The 13649-nt window shown below is 60.8% G+C and carries 15 protein-coding genes; 7 read left to right on the top strand and 8 right to left on the bottom strand.

Features of this window, described 5'->3' with window-relative positions:
• Positions 1–21: 21 nt before the first annotated feature.
• Both ACM6IN_RS09455 and ACM6IN_RS09450 read right to left on the bottom strand, forming a co-directional pair.
• A complete protein-coding gene (locus tag ACM6IN_RS09455; protein ID WP_007914999.1) occupies positions 22–951 on the bottom strand; it encodes a membrane protein in 930 nt (309 codons plus the stop codon).
• 192 nt (positions 952–1143) lie between these two features.
• Positions 1144–1452, bottom strand: a complete 309-nt coding sequence (locus ACM6IN_RS09450; protein ID WP_042704902.1) for a hypothetical protein — start codon at positions 1450–1452, stop codon at positions 1144–1146.
• A 193-nt stretch (positions 1453–1645) separates the two neighbouring features.
• On the opposite strand from ACM6IN_RS09450, the gene ACM6IN_RS09445 reads away from it, so the two are divergent.
• Complete coding sequence (locus tag ACM6IN_RS09445; RefSeq protein ID WP_007914996.1) at positions 1646–2329, top strand: response regulator transcription factor; 684 nt, start codon at positions 1646–1648, stop codon at positions 2327–2329.
• Complete coding sequence (locus ACM6IN_RS09440; RefSeq protein ID WP_007914995.1) at positions 2307–3701, top strand: sensor histidine kinase; 1395 nt, start codon at positions 2307–2309, stop codon at positions 3699–3701. Before ACM6IN_RS09445 ends, ACM6IN_RS09440 begins: the two co-directional genes overlap by 23 nt.
• A gap of 47 nt (positions 3702–3748) precedes the next feature.
• Here the strand turns inward: ACM6IN_RS09440 and ACM6IN_RS09435 are convergent, their stop codons facing one another.
• From ACM6IN_RS09435 to ACM6IN_RS09425, 3 genes are read right to left on the bottom strand one after another with little or no spacing between them, the layout of a single operon-like run.
• A complete protein-coding gene (locus ACM6IN_RS09435; protein ID WP_150793666.1) occupies positions 3749–4159 on the bottom strand; it encodes an SRPBCC family protein in 411 nt (136 codons plus the stop codon).
• Between the two features lie 21 nt (positions 4160–4180).
• Positions 4181–4978 carry an SDR family NAD(P)-dependent oxidoreductase gene (locus ACM6IN_RS09430; protein WP_007914992.1) on the bottom strand — a complete coding sequence of 266 codons (798 nt, stop codon included), beginning with the start codon at positions 4976–4978 and terminating at the stop codon, positions 4181–4183.
• On the bottom strand, positions 4975–5997 hold the full coding sequence (locus tag ACM6IN_RS09425; protein WP_095113645.1) for an aldo/keto reductase: 1023 nt from the start codon (positions 5995–5997) through the stop codon (positions 4975–4977). Before ACM6IN_RS09425 ends, ACM6IN_RS09430 begins: the two co-directional genes overlap by 4 nt.
• Before the next feature lie 113 nt (positions 5998–6110).
• On the opposite strand from ACM6IN_RS09425, the gene ACM6IN_RS09420 reads away from it, so the two are divergent.
• Positions 6111–7007 carry a LysR substrate-binding domain-containing protein gene (locus tag ACM6IN_RS09420; RefSeq protein ID WP_414915852.1) on the top strand — a complete coding sequence of 299 codons (897 nt, stop codon included), beginning with the start codon at positions 6111–6113 and terminating at the stop codon, positions 7005–7007.
• Positions 7008–7075: 68 nt separating this feature from the next.
• On the top strand, positions 7076–7735 hold the full coding sequence (locus ACM6IN_RS09415) for a methyltransferase family protein (protein ID WP_414915851.1): 660 nt from the start codon (positions 7076–7078) through the stop codon (positions 7733–7735).
• A 124-nt stretch (positions 7736–7859) separates the two neighbouring features.
• Here the strand turns inward: ACM6IN_RS09415 and ACM6IN_RS09410 are convergent, their stop codons facing one another.
• Complete coding sequence (locus ACM6IN_RS09410; RefSeq protein ID WP_007914986.1) at positions 7860–8528, bottom strand: HAD family hydrolase; 669 nt, start codon at positions 8526–8528, stop codon at positions 7860–7862.
• Between the two features lie 69 nt (positions 8529–8597).
• Entirely contained in the window at positions 8598–9011 is a 414-nt protein-coding gene (locus tag ACM6IN_RS09405) for a response regulator (protein WP_095113649.1), read from the bottom strand.
• A 199-nt stretch (positions 9012–9210) separates the two neighbouring features.
• Here ACM6IN_RS09405 and ACM6IN_RS09400 point away from each other — a divergent pair, with 199 nt between their 5' ends.
• On the top strand, positions 9211–10152 hold the full coding sequence (locus ACM6IN_RS09400) for a class I SAM-dependent methyltransferase (RefSeq protein WP_414915850.1): 942 nt from the start codon (positions 9211–9213) through the stop codon (positions 10150–10152).
• Positions 10153–10288: 136 nt separating this feature from the next.
• Here ACM6IN_RS09400 and ACM6IN_RS09395 read toward each other — a convergent pair whose 3' ends face one another.
• Positions 10289–11068 carry a helix-turn-helix transcriptional regulator gene (locus ACM6IN_RS09395; RefSeq protein ID WP_414915849.1) on the bottom strand — a complete coding sequence of 260 codons (780 nt, stop codon included), beginning with the start codon at positions 11066–11068 and terminating at the stop codon, positions 10289–10291.
• Positions 11069–11178: 110 nt separating this feature from the next.
• Here ACM6IN_RS09395 and ACM6IN_RS09390 point away from each other — a divergent pair, with 110 nt between their 5' ends.
• Complete coding sequence (locus tag ACM6IN_RS09390) at positions 11179–12294, top strand: extracellular solute-binding protein (protein ID WP_414915848.1); 1116 nt, start codon at positions 11179–11181, stop codon at positions 12292–12294.
• 159 nt (positions 12295–12453) lie between these two features.
• Positions 12454–13572 (top strand): P1 family peptidase, encoded by a 1119-nt coding sequence (locus tag ACM6IN_RS09385; protein ID WP_414893761.1) that lies wholly within the window; start codon positions 12454–12456, stop codon positions 13570–13572.
• Positions 13573–13649: the final 77 nt, after the last annotated feature.

Raw genomic sequence — 13649 nt, 5'->3', positions numbered from 1 at the left:
GCGCATGGTCATGCTCCTTGTTTAACGGACTGGAGTGGTCGTGGTGTAGGTGTCGACTTCTACGTACTCAACGGCATCCCGACGACGACCGCCGTAAGTAGCCGCGAGGCTGGCGAAGAACGCACCGGCCAACAGCGAGATGAACATCCACAGCGAGGTCCAGGCAGCGACTTTCGCAGCGGTGTCGGCGGCTTGTTGAGCTTTCAGTTTGGCGTCGGCCAGGGCTTTCTGAGTGCGGGCGTAGATTTCATCGACGCGGCGCTCGGCATCGGCCTGAGTCAGGTTGGTCCGCTGGGCGACCAGTTGCGCCAGGTAGGTACGGTCTTCGGCACTCAGCTGACCGTTGGCCAGGCTTTGTGCAAAGATCCGCGCCACGGCGCCATGCGCTGCGTCATCGCTGACCGAGGCTGGACGGTCATCGCGAAACAGGCTGTCGATGTAGTAACCGTACTGGTTGCTGTCGGTGTTGGCCGCCGCAGAACCGGCCGCTTGGGTCATGGCGCTGGCAGCACCGCCAGCGACACTGGCACCGGCCTGCACACCACCACTGATCACGCTGCTGACCGAGCCGACCACCAGCACCGCGGTGACCAACGTCGCCACACACCAGGCAAGGAAGCCGTGCGCGGTGTCACGGAAATACACTTCGTCACCGTGCATGTTCGCCCACTTCACCCGCAGGCGACCGGCGATGTAGCCACCCATGCCGGAAGCGATGATTTGCGTCGCCGCCAGCCAGACGATTGTCGAAATGCCCAGGCCCTTGGCGCTGACGCCCTCTCCGGCCCACGGTGAAACGGCAGAGAAACCCAAACCAAACCCGAGCAGGACTAAAATCATCGACAGTGCAGCGGCAGCCGCAGCACCGGCGAAAATCGCGCCCCAGGACACGCCCGAAACGCTGCTCGACTCTTCAACGGCGGGATAAAACCCATCAGGGGATCTATTCATTGTTGTTCTGCTCCAGGCATGAAAAATGGTGTTACAACTCGTCAGCAGATGAATTGCAGTGACCGTGCCAGTCGCGATAAATAAATAAATCTCTTATTTTCAATCAGTTAGAAAGAATGAACTTCCTCGGACCATGCAAATTGCAACAAGGACCGAATAACAGCGGGTTTTATGCATTGGCACAAATGCCAGTTATTTACGTTTGTAGCTTTTGTTGCCGCTAGGCGTCAGGCAATACACCCCGCCACGTGGGCCAGTGCAAAACGATCCCGTGCCGCAGGCGCAACCATCATCACTTTGCAGGAGGTTTTGTGGACGGGCCTGCTGGGGCTCGCCAAACATCGCCGCGCAGCTTTTCTTCGAGCCGCTGATGGAACCGTCATTGCACAGGAACAGGTCGCCATCGCAGCGAGCGATCCCGCCTTTTTTGCCGGAACACGGCGTATTGGCCGCCCATGCCGAAGCGCTGAACAGCACCAGCAACAGACCGGTAATTGGCATCCAGCCACGGCGAATGGAAATACGCACGGGACAACTCCTGTAGAGAATTATGGCCAGATGATATCAACGTTCCGGCAAATTAATCCCCAAAGCGCGCAAATGACAGCTACAACATGAAAGTTAATTTAAAGCGTCGCCGGAATTTCTTGGCAAAATGCTGCCATTCCGTTTGAACCGATCAGCAGGCCTGCCTATGACTCGTATCTTGACCATCGAAGACGACGCCGTGACCGCCCGGGAAATCGTCGCCGAACTGAGCAGCCACGGGCTGGAAGTCGACTGGGTCGACAATGGCCGCGAAGGCCTCGACCGCGCCGTGAGCGGCAACTACGACCTGATCACCCTCGACCGCATGCTGCCCGAACTCGATGGCCTGGCCATCGTCACTACCCTGCGCACCATGGGCGTGGCCACGCCGATTCTGATGATCAGCGCGCTCTCCGATGTCGACGAGCGCGTACGCGGCTTGCGCGCCGGCGGCGATGACTACCTGACAAAACCGTTCGCCACCGATGAAATGGCCGCGCGGGTTGAAGTGTTGCTGCGTCGGCAGAACAGCGGCGCCACTCAGGCCACGACGCTGCAGGTCGCCGACCTCGAACTCGACTTGATCAGCCACGAAGCGCGACGTGCCGAACAGGTGCTGACGCTGCTGCCGACCGAATACAAATTGCTCGAATTCCTCATGCGCAACAGTGGCCAGATCCTCTCGCGCATGATGATTTTCGAAGAGGTCTGGGGCTATCACTTCGACCCCGGCACCAACCTGATCGACGTGCACATCGGCCGTCTGCGCAAGAAGATCGACGCCGCCGGCCATGTGCCGCTGATCCGCACCGTACGGGGCTCGGGTTATGTCATTGCCGAACCCGTCTGACGGCTGGCGCTCCTCCAGCAGCCGTTTGCTGGCGCTGTACAGTTCGCTGTTCGTGGCCTGGAGCGCGATCCTTATGGGGGTCATGTATTACGAGGTCTCCGGCTACCTCGACAACCTCGCCAAACACTCGCTGATGCAACGCCAGCACCTGTTTTCGCACTTTCGCGGCGAACAGCTGGAAGACGCCCTCGCCGCCAGCATGACCTTCGACATTCGTGGCATCGACGCTTATGGCCTGTTCGATGCCAACGGCGTTTACCTCGGCGGTGCGTTGCAGCAGATCCCCGAAGGCCTGCCGCTGGACGGCAAGATCCACATGCTTGCCGAATGCGCCGACTCCGACGACCCGACCCTGCCCAATGACAGCTGCGACGCGGTGGCCACGCAAACCCGCGACGGCCGCTGGCTGGTGCTGCTGCGCGACAACGGCTCGCTGTTCGCCGTCACGCGGATCATTTTGCATGCGTTGTTCTGGGGCGTATCGCTGACGATTCTGCCTGGAATCGCCGGTTGGCATTTGCTGCGGCGTCGGCCACTGCGGCGGATCAGAGCCATTCAGGACAGCGCCCAGGCGATCGTGGCCGGCGACCTGACCCATCGCCTGCCACTGTCCAATCGCCGCGATGAACTGGACATGCTCGCGGCCATCGTCAACGCCATGCTGGAGCGCATCGAGCGTTTGATGAATGAAGTCAAAGGCGTCTGCGACAACATCGCCCATGATTTGCGCACCCCGCTGACGCGCCTGCGCGCGCAGTTGTATCGCATGCAGCAGCAGGCCGGCGAAGGCTCGCAGGAAGCAGCGCAACTGGATCTGGTGCTGGCCGAAGCCGACACGCTGATGGCGCGGTTTCGCGGGTTGCTGCGGATTTCCGAACTGGAAGATCGCCAGCGTCGCTCAGGTTTTGTCGAACTCGACCCGGTGCAGTTGCTGGAAGAACTGCATGAGTTTTATCTGCCACTGGCTGAGGAAGGCGAACTGCGTTTCGAGCTGAACATGCCGGAGACGTTGCCGCCGCTCAATGGCGATCGGGCGTTGCTGTTCGAGGCGCTGGCGAATCTGCTGAGCAACTCGATCAAGTTCACCCCACCGGGCGGTACGGTGATGCTGCGCGGGGTGAACGCAGGTGGGCAGACGCGCATTGAAGTGCATGACTCAGGACCGGGAATTCCCGAGGCTGAGCGTGAAGCGGTGTTCCAGCGTTTCTATCGCGCCGAGGGTGGGCAACCGCAGGGTGGCTTTGGCTTGGGGCTGTCGATTGTGGCGGCGATTGTCAGCTTGCATGGCTTCAGTCTTGAAGTCGGCAGCAGCGATCTGGGCGGGGCGAAACTGCTGCTCGATTGCCGGCAGAGCCTGATCGAAAATTCCTGATCCCTGACATGATCGTTCCCACGCTCTGCGTGGGAACGATCATCAACTCAGGCTGGGTAATTGGCTCGCAGTGCCTCGAGGCCACCCTGATAGATACCGCTGAACAGCGCCACCACCTCCTCATCACTCACGCCTTTGGCATTGAAGCGCCCCGACCACGTCACCCGTGCGCCCTGCCCCTGTGCTTCAACCTTGATCGTCGCCAGATAGTCAGTCGCCGGGAACGGTGCCTGTTCAATCGAATAGCTGTAAGTCTTCGCCGCGTTATCGAACACTTGCAGACGCTCGACCACCACAGCGCCGTCAGCGGTCTGCAAGGTGCGCACGCGGCCGCCATCGCTCAGTTCACTGTTGGGTATAAAGGGCAGCCAATCGGGCAGCGTGTTAAAGCCGCCGATCAATTGCCAGACCTGATCGGCCGAAGCCGGAATATCGATGGTTGCAGATGCTGTTGGCATAAATAAACGTCTCTCCAGAATTCAGATAGTCAGGCTGTCGACCACGCCGCCATCGACGCGCAAAGCGGCGCCAGTGGTGGCCGACGACAGCGGCGAAGCAATGTAGGTCACCAGATGCGCGACCTCTTCGACATCCGCTACGCGCTGGATGATCGAGGTCGGGCGGGCCTTGCGTACAAAGGCGTCGGCTTCATCGCGCAGGTTACGCCCGGATTCGGCAGCGGCATCCTTGAGCATGTCTTCGAGGCCATCGGTGAAGGTCGGCCCCGGCAGGATCGCATTGACCGTCACCCCGGTACCAGCCAGACGTTTGGCCAGACCGTGCGACACCGCCAGATTGGCGCTTTTGGTCACGCCGTAATTGATCATGTCGGCCGGTGTGGCGACGCCGGATTCCGAGGACAGGAAAATCACCCGGCCCCAGCCCTGCTCGACCATCGCCGGCACGTAATGCCGAGACAGGCGCACGCCGGAAATCACGTTGACCTCATAGAAGCGCGTCCACTCGCTGTCCGGCGCTTCGAAGAAATCCACGGCGTCGAAGATGCCGAGATTGTTCACCAGAATGTCGGCACGCGGTTCGGCGGCGAACAGTTTCTGCGCGCCTTCGGCGGTGCCCAGATCGGCCGTCAAACCACGCAGTTGCGCGCCCGGCACCTTCTCGCGAATGCTCGCCAGCGCTTGCTCGACCTTGCCGGTATCGCGACCGATCACCACTACCGTGGCGCCGGATTCGGCCAGCGACTGGCTGATGCCCAGACCAATGCCGGCGGTGCTGCCGCTGACGATGGCCAGTTTTCCACTCAGATCAATCTTCATGCTTTCACCTCATCGATTGGCAATGGTGCACGTTCGGAAACCAGTTTGGCGTCGCGCATCGCCTGCCAGAAACCGGCAGGAATAACGGCTGACAATGCGCCGACATCCTCAGCGATACGACCGGGTTTGCTAGCGCCGGGAATCACTGCAGCGACCGCCGGATTGGCCAGCGAAAACTGCAGCGCAGCGGCTTTGATATCGACGTTGTAAGCGGCGGCGATGCGCTTGATCTGCTCGACCTTGGCGATGACCTCAGGGCTGGCCTGCTGGTATTCGAAGTGCGAGCCACCGGCCAGAATGCCCGAGCTGTAAGGGCCACCGACAACGATTTCAACGTTCTGCGCCAGCGCCGAATCCATCAAGCGTTGCAACGGGCGCTCGTGATCCAGCAGCGTGTAGCGGCCGGCCAACAGGAAGCCATCCGGCTGCGCTTCGCTGAGGTCGAGGGTCAGTTCGCACGGCTCGACTTTGTTCACGCCCAGGCCCCAGCCTTTGATCACGCCTTCTTCGCGCAAGCGGGTAAGGACTTTGAACGCGCCGGTGCGGGCCTGATTGAAGTATTCCAGCCATTGATCACCGTAGAAGTCCTGCGCGATGTCGTGCACCCAGACAATGTCGAGGCGATCGGTTTGCAGGCGTTTGAGGCTGTCTTCGATCGAACGCATAGTCGCGTCGGCGCTGTAGTCATTGACGATCTTGTTCGGGCGACCGTGTTCGAAAACCCCGCTCTTCTCGCCGAGATCGCGGGCGGCGGCGTCTTCGACTTCATCGAGAATCACCCGACCGACCTTGCTGCTCAGCACGTAGTCGTCACGTTTGTATTGCTTCAGCGCTTCGCCGAGGCGGATCTCCGACAGACCGGAGCCGTAGAACGGCGCGGTGTCGAAGTAACGCACGCCGGCATCCCACGCGGCATGCACGGTGGCTTGCGCTTCGTCTTCGGGGATGGCGCGGAACATGTTGCCCAGTGGCGCGGTGCCGAAGCCCAGTTGGCCGGGCAGTTTGTCTTTCAAGCTCATGGGTTTTTCCTCAATAGGTTCTGGGTCTGTGTGACCGTTGAGCAGATCCTAGATTGCGACACCGAGACCGTCCAAGACATAATGCGCAGCACTTGAGTCCCTAAAGGTCTGACATGATCGACATCCGCCAATTGCGCTACTTCGTTGTCGTCGCCGAGGAAGAACACGTCGGTCGCGCCGCCGAACGGCTGCATATTTCCCAGTCGCCACTGAGCCGGCAGATCGCCCAGCTCGAAGAGCGCCTGGGTCTGACGCTGTTCGAGCGCAGCCAGCAACGTATTCGCCTGACTCGCGACGGCCAGACTTTTCTTGCCGAAACCCGCGCCCTGCTCACCCACGCCAATCGCCTCGAGTCCCTCGGCAAACGCCTCGGTCGCGGTGAAGAAGGCGGTTTGTGTATCGGCTATATCGAAAACGCCATGCACGCCGGCGTCCTGCCCAATGCCTTGCGCGTGTTGCGTGCGGATCGTCCCAACGTCCATGTCGCGCTGTACAACCTCAGCTCCGCCGAGCAATTGGAAGGCTTGCGACAGCGTAGTCTCGATATCGCCTTGGTGAGTGAGCCGCCGACCGATGACGACCCTGATCTGTTGGGCTTTCAGGTGCTGGATGATCCGATGCTGCTGGCGTTGCCGGAACACCATCCATTGGCGCAACAAGCGGGGTTGAGTCCCGATGATCTGGCTGATCAGGAATGGATCGGCGTGCAGCCGCGTCAGGATGCCAATGATGAGTTCGTCAGCGCCTGCATCCGCGCCGGCTTCACCCCGGATGTGCGCATGCAGGCGACCGAACCGTTTACCGCGCTGGGTCTGGTGGCGTCGGGGCTGGGGATTGCGATGATCCAGAAAGGCCTGAGCCATAACGCACCGCCGGGCGTGGTGCTGCGCGAGCTGCCGTGGCTGACCTTGACCACGCCATTGTGGGCGGCGTGGCACCGGATCAATTTGCGGCCGCTGGTCGAGACTTTCAGGAAAGTCCTGACTGACGACAAGATATCCGCTGACTGACAGGCTCGCTCCCACAGGTTTTGCGGTGGATCTACACTCAACGGATACGCCCCAGCCGTGAGTTGACCATGAAAATGTCCGCACAAATGACCGTCGTCGCGGTACTCGCCACCCTCGCTTATCTGGGGCTGGCCGTGTGGGGCATTGGCGGTGTGGCGATGTTCTTTTCCCATGGCTCGCTGGTGATCGTCGCACTGGCGACGGTGGCCATGGTGATCGCCTCACTGTTCAGCGAGGTCAACCTCAGCTCCGGTGAGCGTGAAGATCGCGCCAATCGCTGGGTGATTCCGGCGTTTGGGGTGATCGGGCTGGTCAGTGGTTTCTTGCCGGCCTATTGCGATCGGGTGAATTTCTGGACAGTAGGCGGTGAAGGCGTGCGCTGGCTCGGCGCGTTGCTGTTCATCATCGGCGGCGCGCTGCGATTGTGGCCGGTGTTTGTGCTGGGGCGGCGCTTCAGTGGATTGGTGGCGATTCAGCCGGGGCATCGGTTGGTCACCGATGGCATTTATCAACACCTGCGTAATCCGAGTTATCTGGGGCTGGTGGTCAATGCCGTGGGCTGGGCGCTGGCATTTCGCTCGGTGGTCGGCTTGATGCTGGCGGCGCTGACGTTGATTCCGCTGATTGCCCGGATTCATTCGGAGGAGGCCCTGCTGCGTGCGCAGTTTGGGGCGGAGTACGAGGCTTATTGCGCGCGCAGTTGGCGTTTGGTGCCGGGGGTTTACTGACCACAGGGCAACACTTAACCCTGTGGGAGCTGGCTTGCCAGCGATAGCGGTAGTTCAGTCAAATTTATAGTGACTGACAGGGCCTCATCGCTGGCAAGCCAGCTCCCACAGGGACTGTGTTGTGTCAGTTTTTTTGCAGGTGAAGTTTGCCGTCGTTGTCGACCTTGACCTGCACCGCAGCATAACTGGCCAACGTCGCATGGGCCGTTTCCAGCGGATGCTGATGCGTCGTGGTGATGATCATCAGCGGTGCACCGGCCGCTTCGGCAGCCTGAATACCGACGGTGGCGTCTTCAAAGATCAGGCAATCATGCGGCTCCAGGCCCAGTCGTTTGGCCGCCAGTAAATAGCCGGCCGGGTCGGGCTTACCCGCCTTCACATCTTCAGCGGTGATCATCACCGCAGGCTCTGGAATCCCCGCCGCCGCCATGCGCCGCAACGCCAGATCCCGTGGCGCCGAGGTCACCATCGCCCAGCGATCTTTGGGCAGGCTGTTGAGAAACTTCGCCGCGCCGGGAATCTCGACAATGCCTTCAACGTCTCCGATTTCCGCCTCGGTAATGAACGCCGCTTGGGCATCAGCATCCACCCCCGGCAGGTTCAGACGGGTGATGGTATCGATGGCGCGCACGCCATGAATGGTCGGCAAAAAGGTCTCCACATCGACGCCATGGCGCACGGCCCAGGCTGACCAGATCCGCTCGGCGGCGGCAATGGAGTTGAGGACAGTGCCGTCCATGTCGAACAGAAACGCGCCGAACGCGCGATCGAATACAGCATCGTGAGCAGACAAAGGTTCGCATCCTCTGGCAAAAGACCGGGCGGGCAATGTAGCACTTGCCCGGCCGATTCACCCAGCGTGTCAGTGCAGGCGCGGTGCCTTGGATTTGAAGGCGCTGTCGACGCAATCGAGCAATTGACCAATGGCCCACGGCTTTTTGATGAACGCCACCGGATGCTTGACCCCGGAGGTCTCGGGCGTTTCATAACCGGACATGACCATCACCGGTTTGTCCGGCCAGCGGTCGCCGACCAGGTTGGCCAGATCCGCGCCATTAAGGGTGCCGGGCATGGTGATGTCAGTCAGCAGCAACGCCACGTTCGGGGCGTTTTGCTCAAGGTAAAGTGATGCGGCGTCGGCACTGGTCTGCGGCTCGACCTTGAAACCTTCCTCCTGAAGAATTTCGCAGAGAAACTCCAGAATCAACGGATCGTCCTCAACCACCAGAATCAATCCGTCAGGAAGGTGCGCGCTCGCCGTCGGTGTTGGGCACATGGAACTGCACTCCCTGAATTGCATTAACGATTTAGCGGCTTGAATCCGCTGCTTAACTGGTATGAGCAGCGGGCTCTGCAGAAATTCATTTTTGATACAGGTCTTTTGTGAAAGGCCATTTTTGCCCGTCGCAGGCAATCGTTCGCGACGGCGTATTTGTGGTTAAAATGCCGGCCCTTTTGCTTGCCGATCCTGACTGATGAACCCTGAAGCCCTCGCCATTCTCCACGCCCATCTGCTGCCGGCCCTCGCTGCAGCACCGAGCGAAACCCGTCGCCTGTTCCACGGGCGCGGACGCTGCTGGGCCGGGCTGGAGCAGTTGACCGTGGACTGGCTGCAAGGCGTGGTGCTGGTGTCGCTGTTCAAGGAGCCGGCACCTGAGCAACTGGACAATCTCAAGGCGTTGCTGCTGGAACTCACGGGGTCCGCCGAATGGAAACAGTCTGGCGCACACACGCTGTTGATCCAGCATCGCTATTTGCCGCAGAGCACCGCCGAATGGCTGCTGGGTGAAGAGATCGACGAAATGAGCATCGTCGAGGGCGGCTTGCAATACCGCGTCGACCTGGGCCGCAAGCAAAACACCGGGCTGTTTCTCGACATGCGTTACGGGCGCAACTGGGTGCGCGAACAGGCCAGCGGCAAACGCGTGCTCAACCTGTTTGCCTACACCTGCGGTTTTTCCGTGGCCGCCATCGAGGGTGGCGCGAGCCATGTGGTCAACCTGGACATGTCCCGCGCCGCGCTGAGCCGTGGCCGCGACAACCATCGCTTGAACGGCCATGACCTGAGCAAAGTCAGTTTCCTCGGCCACGACCTGTTCAAGTCCTGGGGCAAGGTGATCAACAGCGGCCCGTATGATCTGGTGATCATCGATCCGCCGTCGTTCCAGAAAGGCAGTTTCCTGCTGACCAAGGATTACCAGCGCGTGCTGCGCCGTTTGCCGGAATTGCTCACCGCGCAGGGCACGGTACTGGCGTGCATGAATGACCCGGCGTTCGGTTCGGACTTTCTGATTGATGGCGTGACGCAGGAAGCGCCGAGTCTGCATTTTGTAGAGCGGCTGGAGAATCCGCCGGAGTTTCCCGACATTGATCCTGAAAGCGGACTCAAGGCTTTGGTCTTCCAGCGCACCCCCTGACACCCCGCCATCGCGCAAACACCACGGCCCCCTGTGGGAGCTGGCTTGCCAGCGATGAGGACGGCGCAGTCGACATCTTCATCGCCCGACATACCGCCATCGCTGGCAAGCCAGCTCCCACAGGTTTTGCGGTGAATCAGGGAGTTGGTGGGCGCAACACCAGCGCAAACAACTCACCATGCCCGGTGACATTGAGCTTGTGATACAGATTGCGGCGATGCACCTTCACCGTCTCCGGCGAGATGCCCATTTGCTGGGCCATCGCCTTGCTGGAGAATCCCTGCAAGATCAGCCGCGCCGTATCGACCTCGCGCACCGACAGCCGCGCATCGAAACGATCAAGCAACGTTGCCAGATCACCGACCGGCGTTTCCGCCAGCGCGCCCTGCGGCGGCAGCAACTGCACATGCCGACGCATCGCCGCCAACACCCAGTCACGCACGCACAGCAGTCGACCCTGCTCGGCCATGCCGAACGGCGTCGAACGGCCCAAGGACAAACCGAGCACGCCGCCCTCGACATTGATCATGAACTGCAACTCGTCCTCGCCCACCACTGAACGAAAATAGCTCTGGTAGTACTCGCTGTGCAGAAACTGGTCCGGCGCCACCGAGGCGAGGCTGTGCAAGCCGTCGGCAATGCCGGTCGATGCGACCTGGTAAAACGGATCGAGCAGGTACATGCCGGCGCTGTAACTGGCCAGTTCTTCCTGCTCGTCGGGACGGCCCTGGCTGTCGAAGTCGATCAGCAACTGCGGCGCCTGCCCGGCTTTCATCAGCGCCACCAGCGCGTTGTCCAGCGGCACCAGCAGCCGCAACGTATCGACCAGCGCGCGCCAGAAACCCTCTTGGCCAACAGCGGCGAATACCCGCGCCAGACTTTGATGCACCGGCAGTTCCTGCAGTAACGCGTCCACGCACTACCCCTTTTGAGTAACCCATGATGGGAATGGGTCAGGCGTGACCGGCCCGATAGGCTGAGCACTCCTGTTCATCACCGGCCTGCACAGGCCAGGAGTGCCGCATCATGCGTCGTCACCGTGGCTGTATCAACCTCAGCATAAAACTGGGCCTGCTGGCCGGTCTCAGCGCCAGCTCAATTGCCATGGCCGCCGACGCGCAGAGCGTGCATGTCTACAACTGGTACGACTACATCGGCCCGAACACCCTGCACGATTTCCAGCGCGACAGCGGTATCCAACCGGTCTACGACACCTTCGACAGTGCCGAAGTCCTTGAAGGCAAACTGATGACCAGCCGCAGCGGCTACGACGTGGTGGTGGCGAGCAACTTCAGCCTGCCGACGCTGATCAAGGCCGGCGCCCTCGCCCCGCTGCCGCGCGAGCAACTGCCGGGCTGGAAGAATCTCGACAGCGACTTGCTGGCGAAACTGGCCAACAACGATCCCGGCAATCAATACGCGGTGCCGTACCTGTGGGGCACCAACGGCATCGGCTACAACGTCGACAAAGTGCGCGCGGCGCTCGGCGACAAGGCGCCGGTGGATTCGTGGGATCTGGTGTTCAACGAAGACAACCTCGCCAAACTCGGCCAATGCGGCGTGGCGATGCTCGATTCACCGTCGGAAATGCTGCCGGTCGCCCTGCACTATCTCGGTCTGCCACCGAACAGCACCGATCCTGAAGACTATAAAAAAGCCGAAGCGTTGCTGCTGAAACTGCGCCCGCACATTGCCTACTTCAACTCGTCGAAATTCATCAGCGACCTGTCCAACGGCAACATTTGTGTAGCGGTCGGTTGGTCGGGCGCGATGCTGGAAGCCAAGACCAATGCCGAGCAAGCCAACAACGGCGTGAAGATCGCCTACAGCCTGCCCAAGGAAGGCGCGCCGGTGTGGTTCGACACGCTGGTGCTGCTCAAGGACGCGCCGAATCGTCCTCAGGGTCTGGCCTTTATCGACTATCTGCTGCGCCCGGAAGTGATCGCGCCGGTCAGTGATCATCTGTCTTATCCCAATGGCAATCGCGCGGCGACGCCGCTGGTGGCCGCCGCCACGCGGGACAACCCGGCGGTTTATCCCTCCGCCACGGCGATGGCCACGCTGTACACCCTTGAACCCCTGCCCAAAGCCACCGAACGGGTGCGCACACGAGTGTGGAGCAAGGTCAAGAACGGCCAGTAACCCGTTTTTGAACATTTCACAAAACCCTGTAGGAGCGAGCCTGCTCACGATAGCGGTCTGCCTGATAACACTGTTTTGCCGGACAAACCGCTATCGCGAGCAGGCTCACTCCTACAGGTTTTGTGATTCACCAGACATTTTTTAGAGAGACAGAAATCAATGAAACCTCGTGCCCGTGACCTCAACATCCGCATTGGCCAACTACCTCCCGGCCCGCTCAACGCCATCACCGATGTCCCCGGCGTGCGCGTCGGCCACAGCAATGTGCGCGGACGCAGCAGCGCCGGGCGTGACATCTGCACCGGCGTCACGCTGATCGAACCGCGTCCGGGTTCGACCAATCAGCAACCGTGTTTTGCCGGCGTGCATGTGCTCAACGGCAATGGTGACGCCACCGGACTTGAGTGGATTCGCGAGGCGGGTCTGCTGACCAGCCCGATTGCGTTCACCAACACCCACAGCCTCGGTGTGGTGCGCGATGCATTGATTGCACTGGATCGCCAGCAACAACCGGACGACGGTCGCCTCTACTGGAACATGCCGGTGGTGCTGGAAACCTTTGACGGCTTGCTCAATGACATCAACGGTTTTCACGTCCAGCCTGAACACGTCGCCGAAGCGCTCTTCGCCGCCGTGGATGGTCCCGTCACGGAGGGCGCCGTCGGCGGCGGTAGCGGCATGATCTGCCATGAATTCAAGGGTGGCATTGGCACTTCGTCGCGGCGCTTGAACGCTGCCCAGGGCGGCTGGACTGTCGGCGCAATCGTACAGGCCAACCACGGTATTCGCAGTGAGTTGCGGGTCGACGGCTACCCGGTCGGACGTTACATGGAGCAGAAAGATTCGCCGTTCTTGCGCGCCTCATTACCGCATCCGGGCATGGGTTCGATCGTCGTCTGCCTGGCCACCGATGCGCCGCTGTTGCCGCACCAGTGCACACGTCTGGCGCAACGCGCGAGCCTGGGCCTGGCGCGCACCGGCGGCGGTAACGAGGATCACAGCGGCGACATCTTCATCGCCTTCGCCACCGGCAACGCTCACGTGCCGCCCGCGGCCTACGAAGGCAAAGGCGCGCCGACCTGCGATGGTTTGCGCATGGTCAACAATGACCACATCAGCGAGCTGTTCCTGGCCGCGACCGAAGCGGTTGAAGAAGCGATCATCAATGCGTTGCTGACCAGCGACAGCACCGAGGGTAACGGCCATTCGGTGCCGGGACTGGATGCCGAAACCCTGCTCGCTGCCCTCGAAAAATCAGGCTGGCCCGGCGCCCGCTGACACCGTAAAAACACTGTAGGAGTTGCCGAAGGCTGCGATCTTTTGATTTTGCTTTTAAAAGACAAGATCAAAAGATC

This window comes from Pseudomonas sp. IT-P395, from assembly GCF_949767675.1.
Classification (GTDB): domain Bacteria; phylum Pseudomonadota; class Gammaproteobacteria; order Pseudomonadales; family Pseudomonadaceae; genus Aquipseudomonas.
This window is presented reverse-complemented; position numbering and strand designations above follow the sequence as displayed.

Bases quoted from the DNA above. Each gene is read 5' to 3' on its own strand.
- ACM6IN_RS09455 (WP_007914999.1), bottom strand. From the start codon at position 951: ATGAATAGATCCCCTGATGGGTTTTATCCCGCCGTTGAAGAGTCGAGC.
- ACM6IN_RS09450 (WP_042704902.1), bottom strand. From the start codon at position 1,452: ATGCCAATTACCGGTCTGTTGCTGGTGCTGTTCAGCGCTTCGGCATGG.
- ACM6IN_RS09445 (WP_007914996.1), top strand. From the start codon at position 1,646: ATGACTCGTATCTTGACCATCGAAGACGACGCCGTGACCGCCCGGGAA.
- ACM6IN_RS09440 (WP_007914995.1), top strand. From the start codon at position 2,307: ATGTCATTGCCGAACCCGTCTGACGGCTGGCGCTCCTCCAGCAGCCGT.
- ACM6IN_RS09435 (WP_150793666.1), bottom strand. From the start codon at position 4,159: ATGCCAACAGCATCTGCAACCATCGATATTCCGGCTTCGGCCGATCAG.
- ACM6IN_RS09430 (WP_007914992.1), bottom strand. From the start codon at position 4,978: ATGAAGATTGATCTGAGTGGAAAACTGGCCATCGTCAGCGGCAGCACC.
- ACM6IN_RS09425 (WP_095113645.1), bottom strand. From the start codon at position 5,997: ATGAGCTTGAAAGACAAACTGCCCGGCCAACTGGGCTTCGGCACCGCG.
- ACM6IN_RS09420 (WP_414915852.1), top strand. From the start codon at position 6,111: ATGATCGACATCCGCCAATTGCGCTACTTCGTTGTCGTCGCCGAGGAA.
- ACM6IN_RS09415 (WP_414915851.1), top strand. From the start codon at position 7,076: ATGAAAATGTCCGCACAAATGACCGTCGTCGCGGTACTCGCCACCCTC.
- ACM6IN_RS09405 (WP_095113649.1), bottom strand. From the start codon at position 9,011: ATGTGCCCAACACCGACGGCGAGCGCGCACCTTCCTGACGGATTGATT.
- ACM6IN_RS09400 (WP_414915850.1), top strand. From the start codon at position 9,211: ATGAACCCTGAAGCCCTCGCCATTCTCCACGCCCATCTGCTGCCGGCC.
- ACM6IN_RS09390 (WP_414915848.1), top strand. From the start codon at position 11,179: ATGCGTCGTCACCGTGGCTGTATCAACCTCAGCATAAAACTGGGCCTG.
- ACM6IN_RS09385 (WP_414893761.1), top strand. From the start codon at position 12,454: ATGAAACCTCGTGCCCGTGACCTCAACATCCGCATTGGCCAACTACCT.